Source organism: Candidatus Edwardsbacteria bacterium, assembly GCA_031082425.1.
Lineage (GTDB): Bacteria > Edwardsbacteria > AC1 > AC1 > EtOH8 > UBA2226.
The window spans coordinates 66,293-81,770 of sequence record JAVHLB010000008.1; the positions used below are offsets into that span (position 1 = coordinate 66,293).

Sequence of the window (15,478 nt, forward strand, 5' to 3'; positions counted from 1 at the left end):
GCCGCAGCTTAGCTGCGGCCTTTTTGATCGGGTGGTTGATATTAACCTAAGCGGTGAGGGTCCTTCTACGCCAAGGGTGCGGCGGCGGATCCTTGGCGACCGGAGCGGCGGAGATGACGATCTCTTGCTGATGATTGGTTAATTTCTTTCTGTCGATGGGTGTCGGAGGAACCGAAGGTCCCGTTATCGTCTTTTTGCAGATGGTGATCCCGCCCTGATATGAGGAGGTCAGTTCGATTGGAGATGAAAATCCGGTGGAATCAGTCGGCATCACGATGGGCCGGGGAAGATATTTCCGGAAATCGATGGCGGCAATTGTGATATCGCTGCCGAGGGAATCGGCCGGGATAACGATAGGCCGGGGCAAAAATCTTTCCCAGTTGGGGCGGGCGTAACAGGTGGTGGTTATTCCGGTGAAGATGATTCCGCACAGGGCTGCGAAGATGGCTGTCTTTTTCATTTTAGTTCTCCTTTGGGTTTAAGAGTTTATTTGTTTGGTTTGTTTGCGTTCTGGTATTATATACAAGCACTTGTCGTGCCAAGTCCGGCTTTGCCGCGTAATCGCTGTCATTGCAGCATATTGGTCGAGTAGACTGCTCTGGGTGAAATAAGAGGAAGCGCCATAAATATCGGACAGGTGCCGCAATGCGACTGCTATTGGAGGGTTTTAAAACAGGCCTTGCTCCTTCCAGGCTATATATGGTTAACTGAAATAAACCGGGAAATTATTATTCCTGGCGGGAATACCGATGGCCCCGAGCAAGGCATGAAGTTTAATAAGACATGTATTTAGAAATGTCGTCATTTTAAAATGACAGATATATCATGATGGTTTTTTGGTGCTAATCGGCAAAGCAAGCAATCCCAGGGCTTTGAACAAAATTTTTAACTTGGCATGCAATCTGCTTAATAATTCAGGTGAACCGTAAATGGAAATAAAGGAGAAACAACATGCACCCCGCGTCAGTAAAAAAAGCCGGTATGATAGCAGCAACAGTATCTTTGATGTTCACCAGCATACAATGCTCCCTGCAGAATCCGGTGGCCCCTTCCTGGGAGGCAGATATCAATGTCCCGCTTTTAACCAGCAATACCTACATCGGCGATTTTCTCGGTCTCAAGAACTCCGGCAGCAAAGACCCCTTTGTTCCGGTCATCCTGGGCGTCACCAGCATCACCGGCCAGGTCAGGGAAGTTGACGTTTCGGCATTAAGCGGAATGGTAAGCAACGGGGCCGTCAATTACGATCTGGAAAACCGGCTGGCGATCGGGTTGGATACGGCGGTCATATATATCAGCCGCGACCCGGCCAATGTTTATCAGGCGCCGGAAGTGGTCATCGGCCCCCTGCAGATAGAGGCCGCCGAGGTTGATGCCAAGGGAAATGTGATTCAGACCAGAACCACCAAGATAAATATGACCCTGACCGAAAACGAGATGGCGGTGTTGACCAATGAGTCGGGGATGGTATATGTGGGCTATTACCTGGTCACCAGCGGCACCAACGGGCTTTCGGTAAACATCCAGCCCGCCGATTATCTTAAGACAGCGGTGTTGATCTCGGTCAAGGCCAGGGTCAACTGATCTGCAGGACAGGGTGATGAAACTTTTAGTAAAAATAAACCTGGTGTTTTTAACGGCCTCGATGGCGGCCTTAAATGCGTATGCTTTTGACGGTTTCGACCCCCGGACCATGGCCCAGGCAGGGGCCACCCTGGTAAGATCCCGCGGAGTGGAGGGCTCCCTGGCCAATCCGGCCAACTTGGGGATGGCAAATAACGGCGGCCTCAACATCAAACTGTTCCATTTTGGCGCGATGGCGGGCAATAATTCATTCAGCCTGAAAGATTACAACCGGGTCTCCGGGGATTTTCTGGACGAAGGGGAAAAAGAAGCCCTTCTTCGGGCCATACCATCTTCGGGCTTCCGGGCCTCATCCTCGGTGGATGCCATGCTGCTGGGGCTGTCTGCCGGGCGGATGGCCCTGACCATCAACCTGCGTTCGGCCGAGAGCGTCTGCATACCCCGTGACCTTTTCGATCTGGCCCTTTTCGGGAACCAGCTGGACAGAACCTACCGCCTGGCGGCCAGCGATATGGGTGATGCCTGGACCGTTGCGGCCACCACCCTATCCTACGGCCAGCCCGTAAAAATCGGGGTATTCAAAGGATTGGCCCTGGGGATAGGGATCAAACACCTGATGGGCATAAATTACGGGAAGGTGGGCGGAGAGTTAAGTTTTACCACCAGCGGATCGGGCTTTAATAACACCGGGCTTATCGAGATCCTGTCCGCCGGGGAAAATGATTTCGATGCCAAAAGGCTTAACATGAACGGGTCCGGTTTTGCCGCCGACCTGGGCCTGGCCTGCCAGCTGAACCATCATTGGTCACTGGGAGCCTCGCTGATGAATCTGAGCAATGGAATAACCTGGAAGAACGACACCAGAAAAAGAATTTTAAATATGGAAGTAAATGAACTGTCCCTGCTGGGGGACAGCCTAACCGGGATGCTTTCGGGCAATGAGATCATTGGCCGGACCGATACCCTGGGAGGGATCTTCCGGTCGCGGTACCCGGCCAGCTTCAACGCCGGCATCGCCTATGACGCAAAATACTTCTCCGCCGAACTGGATGTGAGGAAAGGCTTCTATAACGGCGCCGGCAGTGCCGCCCGCTGGCAGTTGGCCCAGGGGTTTGAATTGAGATTGCTATCATTTCTCCCGATCAGGGCCGGGCTGGCCGTGTTGGATAATCGAACCATTGCCTACAGCGCCGGCAGCGGGTTGAAACTGGGCTTCATCAGCTTAGACGCGGCAGCCACCAGCCTGGGGTTTCCCGGCTATAATACCCAGGGATTTGGGGCGAGCGTTTCGGCAGGCCTGGAATTTGGCAGGTAAGATAATCGTAATACAATAATAAATATAAATTTACGCAAAATGTCATGTTTATATGACAATAGTCATATAAACATGACATTTATTTATTATTATGTAAACTCATAATTATACTTACTCATTCATTAACAATAGGTTAGTTTGAATAATACATAAAGGCACATTAAATGCATCTTAATTCTTACACTATCACAATGTTTTGTCATCGCTGGCAACAAAAACCGGAAAAATCCGGCCCAAGGGGAGGCAATAAATATATTTATGTCAGCGTATTGACACGTTATGAATACGGTGCTAGCATGAAATAAGAACTGTACGGGACTTCCAATAAACATTAACCGGAGAGATACAATGGGCGAGGATAAATTAAAGATCCTGGTGGTGGATGACGAGGAGCAGCTGCGGGATTTTTTAACCGCTGGACTGCAGTCTTTGGGCTGCCAGGTAAAATCAACCGGCGGAGCCGCCCAGGGCTTGGAGATGATCCGCCAGGGCTTGCGGGAAGACCGTTGGGATGTTCTGGTGACCGATTTGAATTTGGCCGATCAGGACGGGGTCTGGCTGTTAAAGGAGAGCAAGAAGCTGGACCCGGAGCTGGTGGTCCTGATCATCACCGGCTACGGCTCCGTCGAATCAGCGGTGGAGGCCCTTCAGCTGGGGGCGGCCGATTATATCCAAAAGCCGTTCAAGTTGGAGACCTTGAAACTTAAACTTGATAGGTCCTGGCAGGCTCAGCAACTGGGCCGGGAGAACCGTCTTCTGAAGCGGGATCTGGCCCTTTATCAGATCTACGACCTGTTCATGGGCAGTCCCGACCGCGAGAAACTGCTGAATATAGCCCTGCAGTCCCTGAATCATATAACCGGGAATACCGCAATTAAGATCAAGCTGAGGGACGGCACCCACAAAAGCAACCCAGCCTGGCAGGACGAATTCGAACTGTATGCCCTCCAGGCCTCGCTGGAATCCAAGGGGACCACCTACGGAATGATCTATCTCAAGCCCCTGGAGGGGGAACTGGGCCCGGACCAGCGCACCGGGCTGGCCCTGCTGGCAAAGAATGTATCCCTGGTATTGGAGAACCTGGACCTGGTGACCAATTTAAAGGGAAAGATGGAACAACTGGAGGCCCAGCGGTCCGACCTGCTGGATTCCTTCAAATATGCCATTCTGGGGGAGATCGCCTCCAGCCTGGTGCATGAGATGAGAAACCCGCTTTCGGCCATCACCCTGGGCGTGGAATATTTCGGGATGTGTATCGCCAGCGATGACAAATTACAAAAAGCGCTGGGAAGCATCTCCAAGTCGGTGGAGCGTCTCAATGTGATCCTGGACAACCTGTCCCTTTACAGCCGGGATTCCTCGGACATCAAAAGCACCGCTCTGCTGTCGGACATCGTTAAAAAAGCCGCGGGACTGGTCAACTATTACCTGGCCGGGAAAAAGGTCAAGATCGAGGTCGACCACGGTGAGTATGAAAACCCGGTGATGGTCAATCAGGGGCAGATCCAGCAGGCGCTGGTGGGCCTGCTGGTATTTCAAGGCAAAAGGCTGGAAAAGGGGGGCGGCCTTAAAATTACCGTCAAACATCAGGATGATGAAATGGCCGTCACCATGCACAGCCCCGGGCTGGCGATCGACCGGGCGGAGCTGGCCGGGATGATGGAGACGTCGCTGGCGTCCTGGAAGCCGGGACGGGACCTGTCCGTCAACCTGGCCCGAAGACTGCTGGAGGAGAATAATTGCCGGCTTGCGATCACCAGCAGCCCCGACCGGGGGACCGAATTTGAGCTGAACTTCACCCAGCGCCATTAAACCACAGATCATAATATAGCGAGGGAACCATGAACAAACCGCCTGATATCAGGGTTTTGGTGATAGACGACGAGGAACCCATTCGGGAGATACTCAGCCAGATAATCTCCCATGTCGGTTACCAGATAACGGTGGTGCCGGACGGCAACTCCGGCCTTAAGGCCATGAGTGAGGGCGATTACGACGTGGTGCTGCTGGACATGCATCTGCCGGATATCTCCGGCCTGGAGCTTATCCCCCGGCTGAAAGAGATCTCGCCGGAGAGCTCCCTGATCATGATCACCGGGCATGCCACCGTGGAGAGCGCGGTCAAGGCCATCCGATCCGGGGCCTATGATTACCTGGAGAAGCCGATACACACCGACGCAGTGCTGCTGGCCATCAGCCAGGCGGCGGAGCGGAAAAAGCTGCTGGACCAGAACCGGTACCTGCAGCAGACCCTGGACCGGCGTTACGGTTTTGAGAACATCGTGGCCAAGAGCAAGAAGATGCTGGCCATTTTCGACCTGATCCGCAAGATCGCCGACACCAGCACCACGGTGCTGATCCAGGGCGAGTCCGGCACCGGCAAGGAACTGGTGGCCCGGGCCGTTCACTTCAACAGCCGGCGGAAAGGGGGCCGTTTCGTGGCCCTTAACTGCGGCGGCATCCCGGAGGCCCTGCTGGAATCGGAATTGTTCGGCCACACCAAGGGGGCCTTCACCGGGGCGGCCGCCTCCAAGCAGGGCCTTTTCCAGATGGCCGACAAGGGGACCATCTTCCTGGACGAGGTGGCCACCATGCCGCTGAGCACCCAGGTCAAACTGCTGAGGGTCCTGCAGGAGGGCGTCTTCTATCCGGTGGGGGCCACCTGCCCGGTGGAGGTTGACGTCCGGGTGCTGGCCGCCGCCAACCAGGACCTGGAGCAGGAGGTCAAGAAGGGCGTCTTCCGGCAGGATCTTTTCTACCGCCTGAACGTCATTCAGATAAACCTGCCGGCCTTAAGGGAAAGGCCCGAGGACATCCTGCTATTGGCGCACCATTTTTTGAACAAATATTGCGCCGAGCAGTCCCGGGAGGCCAAGCAATTCAGCCCCGAGGCCGCCGAGTACCTGACCCGTTATAACTGGCCCGGCAATGTCCGGGAGCTGGAGAATGCCGTCGAGCATGCCGTGGCGCTATGTCCCGGGAAAATAATAAAGATCGGAGATATGCCGCGGCGCAACCAGGCGGTGGAGCTGGACCAGGTGATACTGCCGCTGGACCGGAGCATGAAGGAGGCCCGGGACATCTTCGAAAAACAGTATGTCGAGGGACTGCTCAGGATCACCGGGGGGAATGTCACCAAGGCCGCGGTGATGGCCGGCATGGCCCGCCAGAATATGCAGCTTAAGCTGAGGGATTACGGCATCAGCTCAAGAACCTTCTCCTTAAAGAACGGAGAATGACCTGATGGACATCCTGATAGTGGACGATGAGACGGTGCTGGCCGTAATGGTGTTGATGATGCTGAACGGCCGGGGCTATCATGCCTCGGTGGCCGGGGACGGCCGCCGGGCAGCCGAAATGATAAAAATGGATCCGCCCGATCTGGTGATCTCCGATCTGGCGATGCCGGTCATGGACGGCCTGCAGCTGCTGGAATGGCTGAGGAATCACCGCAATTTGGACAAGGTAAAATTCATGATAATGACCGGCAAGCAAAATGTGCTGGGCCCCCTGAAGCGCCATTCCATCGAGGCTGACGATTCCATAGCCAAGCCGTTCACCGAAGAGCAGCTGCTGTCCAAGGTGATAAAACTTATCGGCCATCCGGCCAAAAAGGAATGACAAAGTGGAACCTGGAGCCAAAATATTAGTGGCTGACGACGAACCGGTCAATTTGGAGCTGATGGAGGCGATCCTGTCCAGGCTGGGCTATGGCGTGTTGCTGGCCGGCGATGGCAACCAGGCCTTGTCCCTGTCCCTGGACCAGATGCCGGACCTGGTCCTGTTGGATATAATGATGCCGGGCCTGGACGGGTTTGAGGTGACCAGAAAACTCAAGGAAAACGACCGTACCAAGATCATACCGATAGTGATAGTATCCGGCAAAACGGAAGTACGGGACCGGGTGAAGGCCCTGGAGGCCGGGGCCGACGACTTTTTGAACAAGCCGGTGGATCCCACCGAACTGCAGGCCAGGATCCGCTCCCTGCTCAAGGTCAAGGCCTACAACGACCACATGGTCAATTATCAGAAAGCGCTGGAGGAGGAGGTCTCCAAAAGGACCCTGCAGCTGAAGGTTTCGCTGGATAAGATAAAATCGGCCTCTTTGGAGGCCATCTACCGGCTGTCGCTGGCCGCCGAGTACAAGAACAAGGAGACCGGGGACCACATCAAGCGGGTCAGCCATTACGCCGAGGCCATCGCCGTGAAAATGGGGCTCAATCGGGCCACCATCGAGGCAATTCTATACGCCGCGCCCATGCACGACGTGGGCAAGATCGGGATACCGGACCATATCCTGCTGAAGCCCGGCAAGCACGACCAAAAGGAATGGGAGATCATGAAACAGCACACCACCATCGGGGCCAGGATCATGGAGGGCTCCGAACACGGCTTTATCCGGCTGGCCTCGGTGATCGCCCTGACCCACCACGAACGGTGGGACGGAGATGGATATCCCCGCGGGCTTAAGGGCCGAAAGATCCCGCTGGCCGGGAGGATAACCGCCCTGGCGGATTTCTTCGACGCCATGACCTCTGAGCGGCCGTACCGCAGCGGGGTCCACAGCCTGGAATATACCGTTGACACCATCAGGCAGAACAGCGGCAGCCATTTTGATCCGCAGGTGGTGGATTGTTTTATGCAGTCGCAGGACCGGATCTGCCAAATAAAAGAGACCTTCCGCGATGAGCTGTCGTCGCCGGATAGAGGAGGGGTCGAATGAACAACCAGACGGAAGGCAAGAAATCATTTTTCAAGACCTATTTGAGCATCTTCGTCAGCCTGGGGCTGGTGCTGGTCTTCTGGGCGCTGGAGTATTATATCCATTTCCGTTTAAGCCCCGGGTTTTCGGCCTACCAGCATTTTTTCGGGGCCGAGCCGATGGAGCTGCACATGCGGCTGCTGGTGACATTCATGCTGCTGGCTTTCGGGACCTACGCCCATGTCCTGATAACCACCAGGAGATCGGCCGAGGTTATAGCCAACAACCAGACCAGGCAATACCAGACGCTTTTGGGCAACATGCTGAACGGCCTGGCTCATTATCAGTTGCTGACCGACGAGCTGAACAACCCGGTGGATTTCATTCTGCTGGAGGCCAACCAGGCTTACTATGACATCACCGGGCTGGCCGCCGACCGGGTGTTGGATCGCAAAGCTTCGGAGGCCACCCCCTGGATACTAAAAGGGGGCATCGGCTGGCTGGACATATACGGCCGGGCGGCCCTGGCGGGCGAGACCAGCAAAACCGAGATCTATTCTAAGCATCTGGACAAGTGGCTGCTGGTCTCGGTCTACAGTCCGGCTCAAGGGTTTTTTGTGACCCTAGTCGAGGACATCACCGAGCGTAAAAGGATAGAGGGCATCAACCGCGAGAACCAGGAACGGATGGAGGTTATACTCGAGGCCGTACAGGCCGGGGTCGTGGTGATAGACCGTGAAACCCACCTTATTGTGTATGCCAATAAACAGGCGACCCAAATGATAGGCGCCCCGGTTAGTGATATTCTCGACAGGAAATGCAACAAATTCATCTGCCCGGCCAGTGACGGTGCCTGTCCCGTAACCGATTTGCATCAGACAGTGGATAATTCGGAAAAATGTGTTATCAATATTAAAGGGGAAATGATCCCCATTCTTAAAACCGTAACACCAACCAAAATGGGCGGGCGTGAAGTGCTGGTGGAAAGTTTTGTGGATATAACGGAGCGCAAGCGGGCCGAGCAGGCTCTTAATGCCGAGGCCATCCGAAGGCGCATCCTTATCGACCAGTCACGAGACGGTATTGTGGTCCTTGCCAAGGACGGCAGCGTATACGAGTCCAACCGGCGGTTTGCCGAAATGCTTGGTTACTTCCCCGAGGAAATCAAACAACTCCACGTGTGGGATTGGGAGTTTCAGTATACACGTGAGCAGACGATGGATATGATCGGTAATGTTGATGAGGCCGGTGACTTCTTTGAGACGCGACACCGTCGTAAGGATGGTACCATCTATGATGTTGAAATAAGCACCAATGGGGCTGCCTTCGAGGGAGAAAAGCTGATTTTCTGCGTGTGCCGGGACATCACCGACCGTAAAAAAGCCGAAGATGAGTTGAGAAAAATGAACATCGCCTTGGAGCAAAGCCCCAGTGCGGTGGTCATCACCGATCTTGACGGCCGGATCGAATACGTGAACAACGCTTTCGTAACTATGACCGGATACCCCAAGGCCGATGCAATCGGCGAGAATCCCCGGATACTGAAATCGGGCGAGACCAGTGAAGATGACTATCAGGTTTTATGGAAGACCATAGCTGGGGGTGGAGAGTGGAAGGGAGAATTTCACAACCGGCGCAAGGATGGCAGCCTGTACTGGGAGCAGGCGGTAATAGCTAGCATCAAGGACCAAAACGGCGCTCCGATAAAATATGTGGCCGTCAAGCAGGACATCACCGAACGCAAGCGGGCCGAAGAAGAACTGCGGGCAAGTGAGGAGAAATTCCGGAATTTAGTCGAAAACCAAAGCGAGGGGATAGGGGTAATCAACCAAGAGGAAAAGTTTGTGTTTGCCAACTCGGCAGCGGATAAGATCTTTGGTTTGGAAAAAGGATTGCTGGTGGGTCGATCGCTTAAGGAATATTTAACCCCGGAAGGTATTCAACAAATAGCGGAAGAGAGTCGGCAAAGAAAAGATGGCAAAAAAGGACTTTATGAACTGGAGATAAACACCGGAACAGGTGAAAAGAAGATCATATACGTTTCGGCCATTCCCCAGACCGATCCAATGGGAAAGTACATTGGAACTATGGGATTATTCCAGGATATCACCGAGCAGAAGAAAGCCAGACAGGAAATCGAGGATACGCGCCGCCGCCTGGAAATGATCCTAAGCAGCGCCGGCGAGGGCATCTACGGGTTGGATGATAGGAGGAGAACCATATTCATGAACCCAGTCGCCGCAAACTTACTGGGTTATTCGGTCGAAGAAATGATAGGCAAGGTCCAGCACGAAGTCTCCCATCATACAAAACCAGACGGCTCGCATTATGACAGCAAAGATTGCCCGATCAATGCCAGCATAACAGACGGCCAGATTCACCATGTAACTGGTGAGATTTTTTGGCGCAAAGACGGCAGCAGTTTCCCGGTGGAATACACCAGCACTCCAACCGTTGAAAACGGCCGGACCACCGGATCGGTGGTGGTATTCCGCGATATCACCGAGCGCAAGCAGAGCGAGGCTCTGCAGTCAACCATCTATAAGATCTCGGAGATATCAACTTCGTCCGAAAGCCTGCTTGAACTGTATGCCGGGATACATATGATAGTTGACGAGATGATGAGTACTGCCAATTTCTATATTGCCCTATACAACAAAAAAGAGAATAAGCTTGAATTCCCCTATTTTGTCGACGAACGGGATCCGTCCCCGGTCTCCCGCCCCTTGAAAAAAGGCTTGACGGAATATGTGCTAAGAATCCATAAGCCCCTGCTGGCCCCGCCCATGGTCCAGAAAAAACTGGCCGATGCCGGGGAAATTGAGATAGTGGGCACGCCCTCGGTGGACTGGATGGGGGTTCCGCTTAAAAGCGGCAACCAGGCCTTCGGCGTGCTGGTGGTCCAATCATATCGCGAGAAGGTAAGGTTCGGGGCCAGGGAACTATCTATGCTTAATTTCGTATCGGACAATATTGCGGCGGCCATACAACGGAAAAAGGGGGAGGACGAAAGAAAGAAACTGGTCACAGAGCTGCAGGAATCGCTGGACAATATTAAAACCCTCAAGGGACTGGTGCCCATCTGCTCCTCCTGCAAGAAGATCCGCAACGACGGGGGTTACTGGCAGCAGGTGGAGGAGTATGTGGCCGAGCACACCGAGGCCGACTTCTCCCACGGCATCTGCGACGAGTGCGCCCACAAGTTATATCCCCAGTATTTTAAGGACAAGAAGAACAAGACCAAGGGCGACGAGGTGGGCTGATGACAGCATCAGTTTAAAGTTCAAAGTTGAAAGTTGAAAGAATAAAAGGCGTGTCATCACTTAGGTAGTAATATAATAGCTAAACTCAGTGCAGGCTCTGAGGGCGGCATTCATTTTTACTGCCGAAGGATCTGCGACGGGGAAGTTTTACCGGGGACTGCCCACTAAAACCACGGAAAACCGCTAAAAATAACCTGGTAATTATTCGTGTTTTTCGCGTATTCCGCGGGGAAGGCCGGTGCGTTTTTGCGGTTCAAGAACCCTGGATTCCCGCCTGCGCGGGAATGACAAAAAAATAAGCATAAAACAGGAGAGATCCATGCTGCAGGAGAAAGAAACGGCCCGGATACTGGTGGTGGACGACGACGTCAACATCATCAATTTCTTTCGGGCGGTGCTGGAGGAGCAGGGCCATACCGTGGCCACCGCCGAGAACGGCGTCGAGGCCGTCAAAAAGGCCAGGGAGTTCAAACCGGAGGTGATCCTGCTGGATGTGATCATGCCCCAGATGGACGGCTACGAGGTCACCGAGGCGCTGAAAGGGGATCCGGAGACCAGCAGCATCTCCATCATCCTGGTGACCGGCATGGACACCCTGGAGGACAAGGTCCGGGGCCTGGAGTGCGGGGCCGACGACTTCATCACCAAGCCATTCAATTTCGATGAACTGGTGGCCCGGGTGCGATCCCTGGTCAAGCTGAAAAGACTGCAGGATCAGTTGAGCAAACTGCAAAAGGAATGCACGGCCGACTTTTTGCTCAAACAAAAGAAAAGCCTCAGCCCCAACCTGGTGCTGATCGTGGAGGATGACGAGCGGATATCCAGGATCATGTCCAACGTTCTGGGCACCGGCGGATATCTGACCCATACCATAGTGAACGGACAGGAGGCGGCGGACTTTATCAGGGACAATACCCCGGATCTGATCATCCTGGACCTGATGCTGCCCGGCCTGGACGGCATGGAGGTGCTCAAACGGATCCGTGAGAACCCTATGACCCGCGAGGTGCCGGTGATAGTGGTGACGGCCATAGATGATTTCAAGACCAAGATCAAGGGGCTGTACATCGGGGCCGACGATTACCTGGTCAAGCCAGTCAAATCGCTGGAGCTGCTGGCCCGGGTCAAGGCCAACCTGAGGAAGTACCAGGCCAACAAACTGATCCGGGATGTACTAAAGGACAGCGGGGCGGGGCAATGAGTTGAAAGTCATAAGCTGAAAGTCGAAAGTGGGTCACCCTGAGACCGGCAGACAACCTGGCAGGCCGAATGGGTGGATAATTCGTAAGTTTAAAGTTGACCCCACCCTCACACCACTTCGAATGCAATATACGTTTGCCTTACTCAGTGAAGGCTCTCCCCGCAGCGGAGAGGGAAGCCGGCAGGCACGGAGAAACCGGGAATGAACAATACCTTTTAAGGAGAAGATCATGTCCAAAGCACGGATATTGGTGGTGGAGGACGAGGCCATTGTGGCCAGGGATATCTGCCAAAGGCTGGAGGACCTGGGATACCAGGTGGCCGCCACAGCCGATAACGGCGAAGCCGCCCTGGCCCAAGCCCGGGAGCAGAAGCCCGACCTGGTGCTGATGGACATCGTGATCAAGGGGAAGCATGACGGGATCTATGTGGCCAATATCATAAAAAACGAGATGGGCATACCACTGATCTACCTGACCGCTTATGCCGACGATGCCACCGTGGAGCGGGCCAAGGTGGCCGAGCCCTTCGGCTACATCATCAAGCCTTTCAACGACCGGGATCTCAATGTGACCATCCAGATGGCCCTGTACCGGAACCGGATGGAGAAAAAGCTGGCTGACCGCGAGGAGCGGTATAGGGATCTGTTCGAGAATACCAGCGACATTATAATGCTGCTGGACGAGCAGGGGTCTTTCAAATACGTGAACCGGCGTTGGCACAACGCACTGGGTTACGGTGTCGACCAGATCAAGACGATGAAGATCTTCGATATCCTGGATCCGGTATGTATGACCCATTGCCGGAGCAGTTTTGCCAGGGTATTATCCGGCCAGGAGGCACAGGTAGAGGCCGTACTCCGGGCCAAAAACGGCAAAACCATCATGGTCGAGGGAAATTGCAACAGTTCGCATTCGCCCGGCAAGCCCACCTGGGTGCGGGGAATCTTCCGGGATGTCACCGAGAAGAAAAGATCCCAGCAACTGCAGGAGGCCATGTACCAGATAGCCAACGAGACCGCCCTGTCCGGCAATCTGGATGAATTATACCAAAGCCTGCACAACATCATCAGCCGGCTGATGGACACCAAGAACTTCTATATCGCCATATACGATAACGATGCCGAACGCCTGTCCTTTCCCTATTTTGTGGACGAATATGACCCCGCGCCCAACCCCCGGCCGATGGGCTCCGGCATCACCGAATACGTAATCCGTTCAAAAATGCCCCTGCTGGCCACACCGGAAGTGTACCAAAAGCTGATGGATACCGGCCAGGTCCGCTTGGTGGGCAGGGCGCCCCTGGACTGGCTGGGGGTGCCGCTGCTGGTCTCGGACAGATACTCCGGGGTGCTGGTGGTGCAGACCTACGACCAGGGCGTCAGGTTCGGAGAGAGGGAGAAGGAGATCCTGACATTCATCTCCGAGCAGGTGGCCTTTGCCATCAACCGGAAGCAATCCGAGACCGGCCTGAGGGAGAGCGAGGAACGCTACCGCACCCTGGTGGACCAGCTGCCGGCGGTGACCTTCAGGCTGGCCCTGGATCCGGAGAACTCCACCCTGTTCATCAGCCGGCAGGCGGAGCAGATATTGGGATTCGCTGCCCGCGAATGGGTGGACGATCCCAAGCTTTGGATCCGCCAGGTTCACCCCGACGACCGGCCGGATGCCGCGGGCGGGCTCAAGCGGGTGGCGGCCGGGGGCGGCCCGGTCCGGCAGGAATACCGGATATACACCAAGGAGGGGCGGCTGATCTGGGCCTATGAATTTCTTGACCTGGTCAGGGGTGCCGACGGGAAGCCTTTGTTCGTCCAGGGGGTGATGCTGGACATCACCGACCGCAAGCAGGCCGAGGAGGCCCTGAGGATGAGCGAGGAGAAATACCGCACCCTGGTGGAGCAGATCAACGACGTGATATTCCTGCTGGACCCCTCGGGCGTCGTCCAGTATATCAGCCCGGCCATAGAGAGGATGACCCAGTTCACCGTGGAAGAGATCACCGGCCGGCCATTCTCCAAATTCATCCACCCCGACGATCTGCCGAACCTGACCAAGGTTTTCCAAAGCAGGCTCCAGGGGCCCGGGGATCCTCATGAGTACCGTCTCATTGATAAGAGCGGGGGGGTCATATTTGTCCGCAGCGCCAGCCGTCCATTATCGAAGGACAGTGAATATCCCCTGGGATTGATCGGCACCCTGACCGACATCACCCAGGCCAAGCAGATGGCCGGCCAGCTGCAGCAGGCCCAGAAGATGGAGGCCATCGGACAGCTGGCGGGGGGCATCGCCCACGATTTCAACAATCTGCTGGCCGGGATCATAGGCCAGGCCGAGATGCTGCAGATCAAGCTGATCAACCAGCCGCCCCTGGCGGCCCTGGCCGAAAGGATACTGACCACCGGGGAGCATGCCGCCTCGCTGACCAAACAGCTGCTGACCTTCGCCCGCAAGGGGAATTACCAGCAGGTGCCGGTAAACCTTCACCGCATCGTGGCCGAGGTGGCCGGCATCCTGGGCAACACCGTGAACAAGAACATCAATGTCCGTCAGGCGCTGTCCGCCAATCCCTGCACCGTGCTGGGCGACCCGGCCATGCTGGAGAACGCCATACTGAACCTTTGCCTCAACGCCCGGGATGCCATGTCCAACGGCGGCAACCTGACCATAACCACCCAGGTGGCCGAGCTGGACGAAGGGTATGTCAAGAAACACCCCTACAAGATCCCGGTGGGCAGATACCTCAAGATATCGGTCGGCGATACCGGGCAGGGCATGTCCCGGGAGATCCAATCGCACATCTTCGAGCCGTTCTTCACCACCAAGGAGCAGGGCAAGGGCACCGGCCTGGGACTGGCCAGCGTCTACGGCTGCGTCAAGGCCCACAACGGGTCCATAGATGTTTACAGCGAGGAGGGAAAAGGCAGCACTTTTAACATCTACCTGCCGCTGGCCGAACTGGGTCCGGAAAAAACCGGGGAGGCCGCAAAACAGCCGGCTCAAAAGGGGACCGGGAACATCCTGCTGGTGGACGACGAGGAGACCATCCGGGACATCACCAGCCAGATGCTGGGCGACCAGGGATATAAGGTGATCATGCTAACCAACGGCCAGGAAGCGGTGGATTACTACCGGGAACATTTCGGGGAAATAGACCTGGTGATACTGGACATGATAATGCCCCTGATGAACGGGCATGACGCCTTTCTTAAGATGAAGGAGATAAATCCCGGCATCAAAGCCCTGCTGTCCTCCGGCTACAGCATCGACGAGGAGGCCCAGGAACTGATGAAAAGCGGGGTCAGGGATTTTTTACAGAAGCCCTACCGGCTGGCCGAGCTGACCCAGAAGATCAATCAGGCGTTGGCGACGGAAGTTTAAAGCTGAAAGTTAAAAGTTTAAAGTGTGTCACCCTGAG

General features: G+C 55.1%; 10 protein-coding genes. 9 read left to right on the forward strand and 1 reads right to left on the reverse strand.

All coding sequences use genetic code 11. The features are described 5' to 3' along the window. Positions 1-46: 46 nt before the first annotated feature. Entirely contained in the window at positions 47-460 is a 414-nt protein-coding gene (locus RDU76_09160; GenBank protein MDQ7799091.1) for a hypothetical protein, read from the reverse strand. A 491-nt stretch (positions 461-951) separates the two neighbouring features. On the opposite strand from RDU76_09160, the gene RDU76_09165 reads away from it, so the two are divergent. From RDU76_09165 to RDU76_09205, 9 genes are all read left to right on the forward strand, one after another. Continuing rightward, positions 952-1,584 carry a hypothetical protein gene (locus tag RDU76_09165; GenBank protein ID MDQ7799092.1) on the forward strand — a complete coding sequence of 211 codons (633 nt, stop codon included), beginning with the start codon at positions 952-954 and terminating at the stop codon, positions 1,582-1,584. Positions 1,585-1,600: 16 nt separating this feature from the next. Beyond that, positions 1,601-2,899 (forward strand): DUF5723 family protein, encoded by a 1,299-nt coding sequence (locus RDU76_09170; GenBank protein ID MDQ7799093.1) that lies wholly within the window; start codon positions 1,601-1,603, stop codon positions 2,897-2,899. Between the two features lie 348 nt (positions 2,900-3,247). Further along, a complete protein-coding gene (locus RDU76_09175) occupies positions 3,248-4,711 on the forward strand; it encodes a response regulator (GenBank protein ID MDQ7799094.1) in 1,464 nt (487 codons plus the stop codon). 29 nt (positions 4,712-4,740) lie between these two features. Next, the gene (locus tag RDU76_09180; GenBank protein ID MDQ7799095.1) at positions 4,741-6,138 is read left to right on the forward strand and encodes a sigma-54 dependent transcriptional regulator; all 1,398 of its coding nucleotides are present in this window, start codon (positions 4,741-4,743) and stop codon (positions 6,136-6,138) included. Between the two features lie 4 nt (positions 6,139-6,142). Beyond that, the gene (locus RDU76_09185) at positions 6,143-6,520 is read left to right on the forward strand and encodes a response regulator (GenBank protein ID MDQ7799096.1); all 378 of its coding nucleotides are present in this window, start codon (positions 6,143-6,145) and stop codon (positions 6,518-6,520) included. 28 nt (positions 6,521-6,548) lie between these two features. Beyond that, complete coding sequence (locus RDU76_09190) at positions 6,549-7,622, forward strand: response regulator (protein ID MDQ7799097.1); 1,074 nt, start codon at positions 6,549-6,551, stop codon at positions 7,620-7,622. Next, positions 7,619-10,864, forward strand: coding sequence for a PAS domain S-box protein (locus RDU76_09195; protein MDQ7799098.1), 3,246 nt, complete (start codon positions 7,619-7,621; stop codon positions 10,862-10,864). The genes RDU76_09190 and RDU76_09195 overlap by 4 nt, the downstream gene beginning before the upstream one ends. Before the next feature lie 319 nt (positions 10,865-11,183). Then, complete coding sequence (locus tag RDU76_09200; GenBank protein MDQ7799099.1) at positions 11,184-12,065, forward strand: response regulator; 882 nt, start codon at positions 11,184-11,186, stop codon at positions 12,063-12,065. A gap of 229 nt (positions 12,066-12,294) precedes the next feature. Continuing rightward, positions 12,295-15,441, forward strand: coding sequence for a PAS domain S-box protein (locus RDU76_09205; GenBank protein ID MDQ7799100.1), 3,147 nt, complete (start codon positions 12,295-12,297; stop codon positions 15,439-15,441). Positions 15,442-15,478 lie beyond the last annotated feature (37 nt).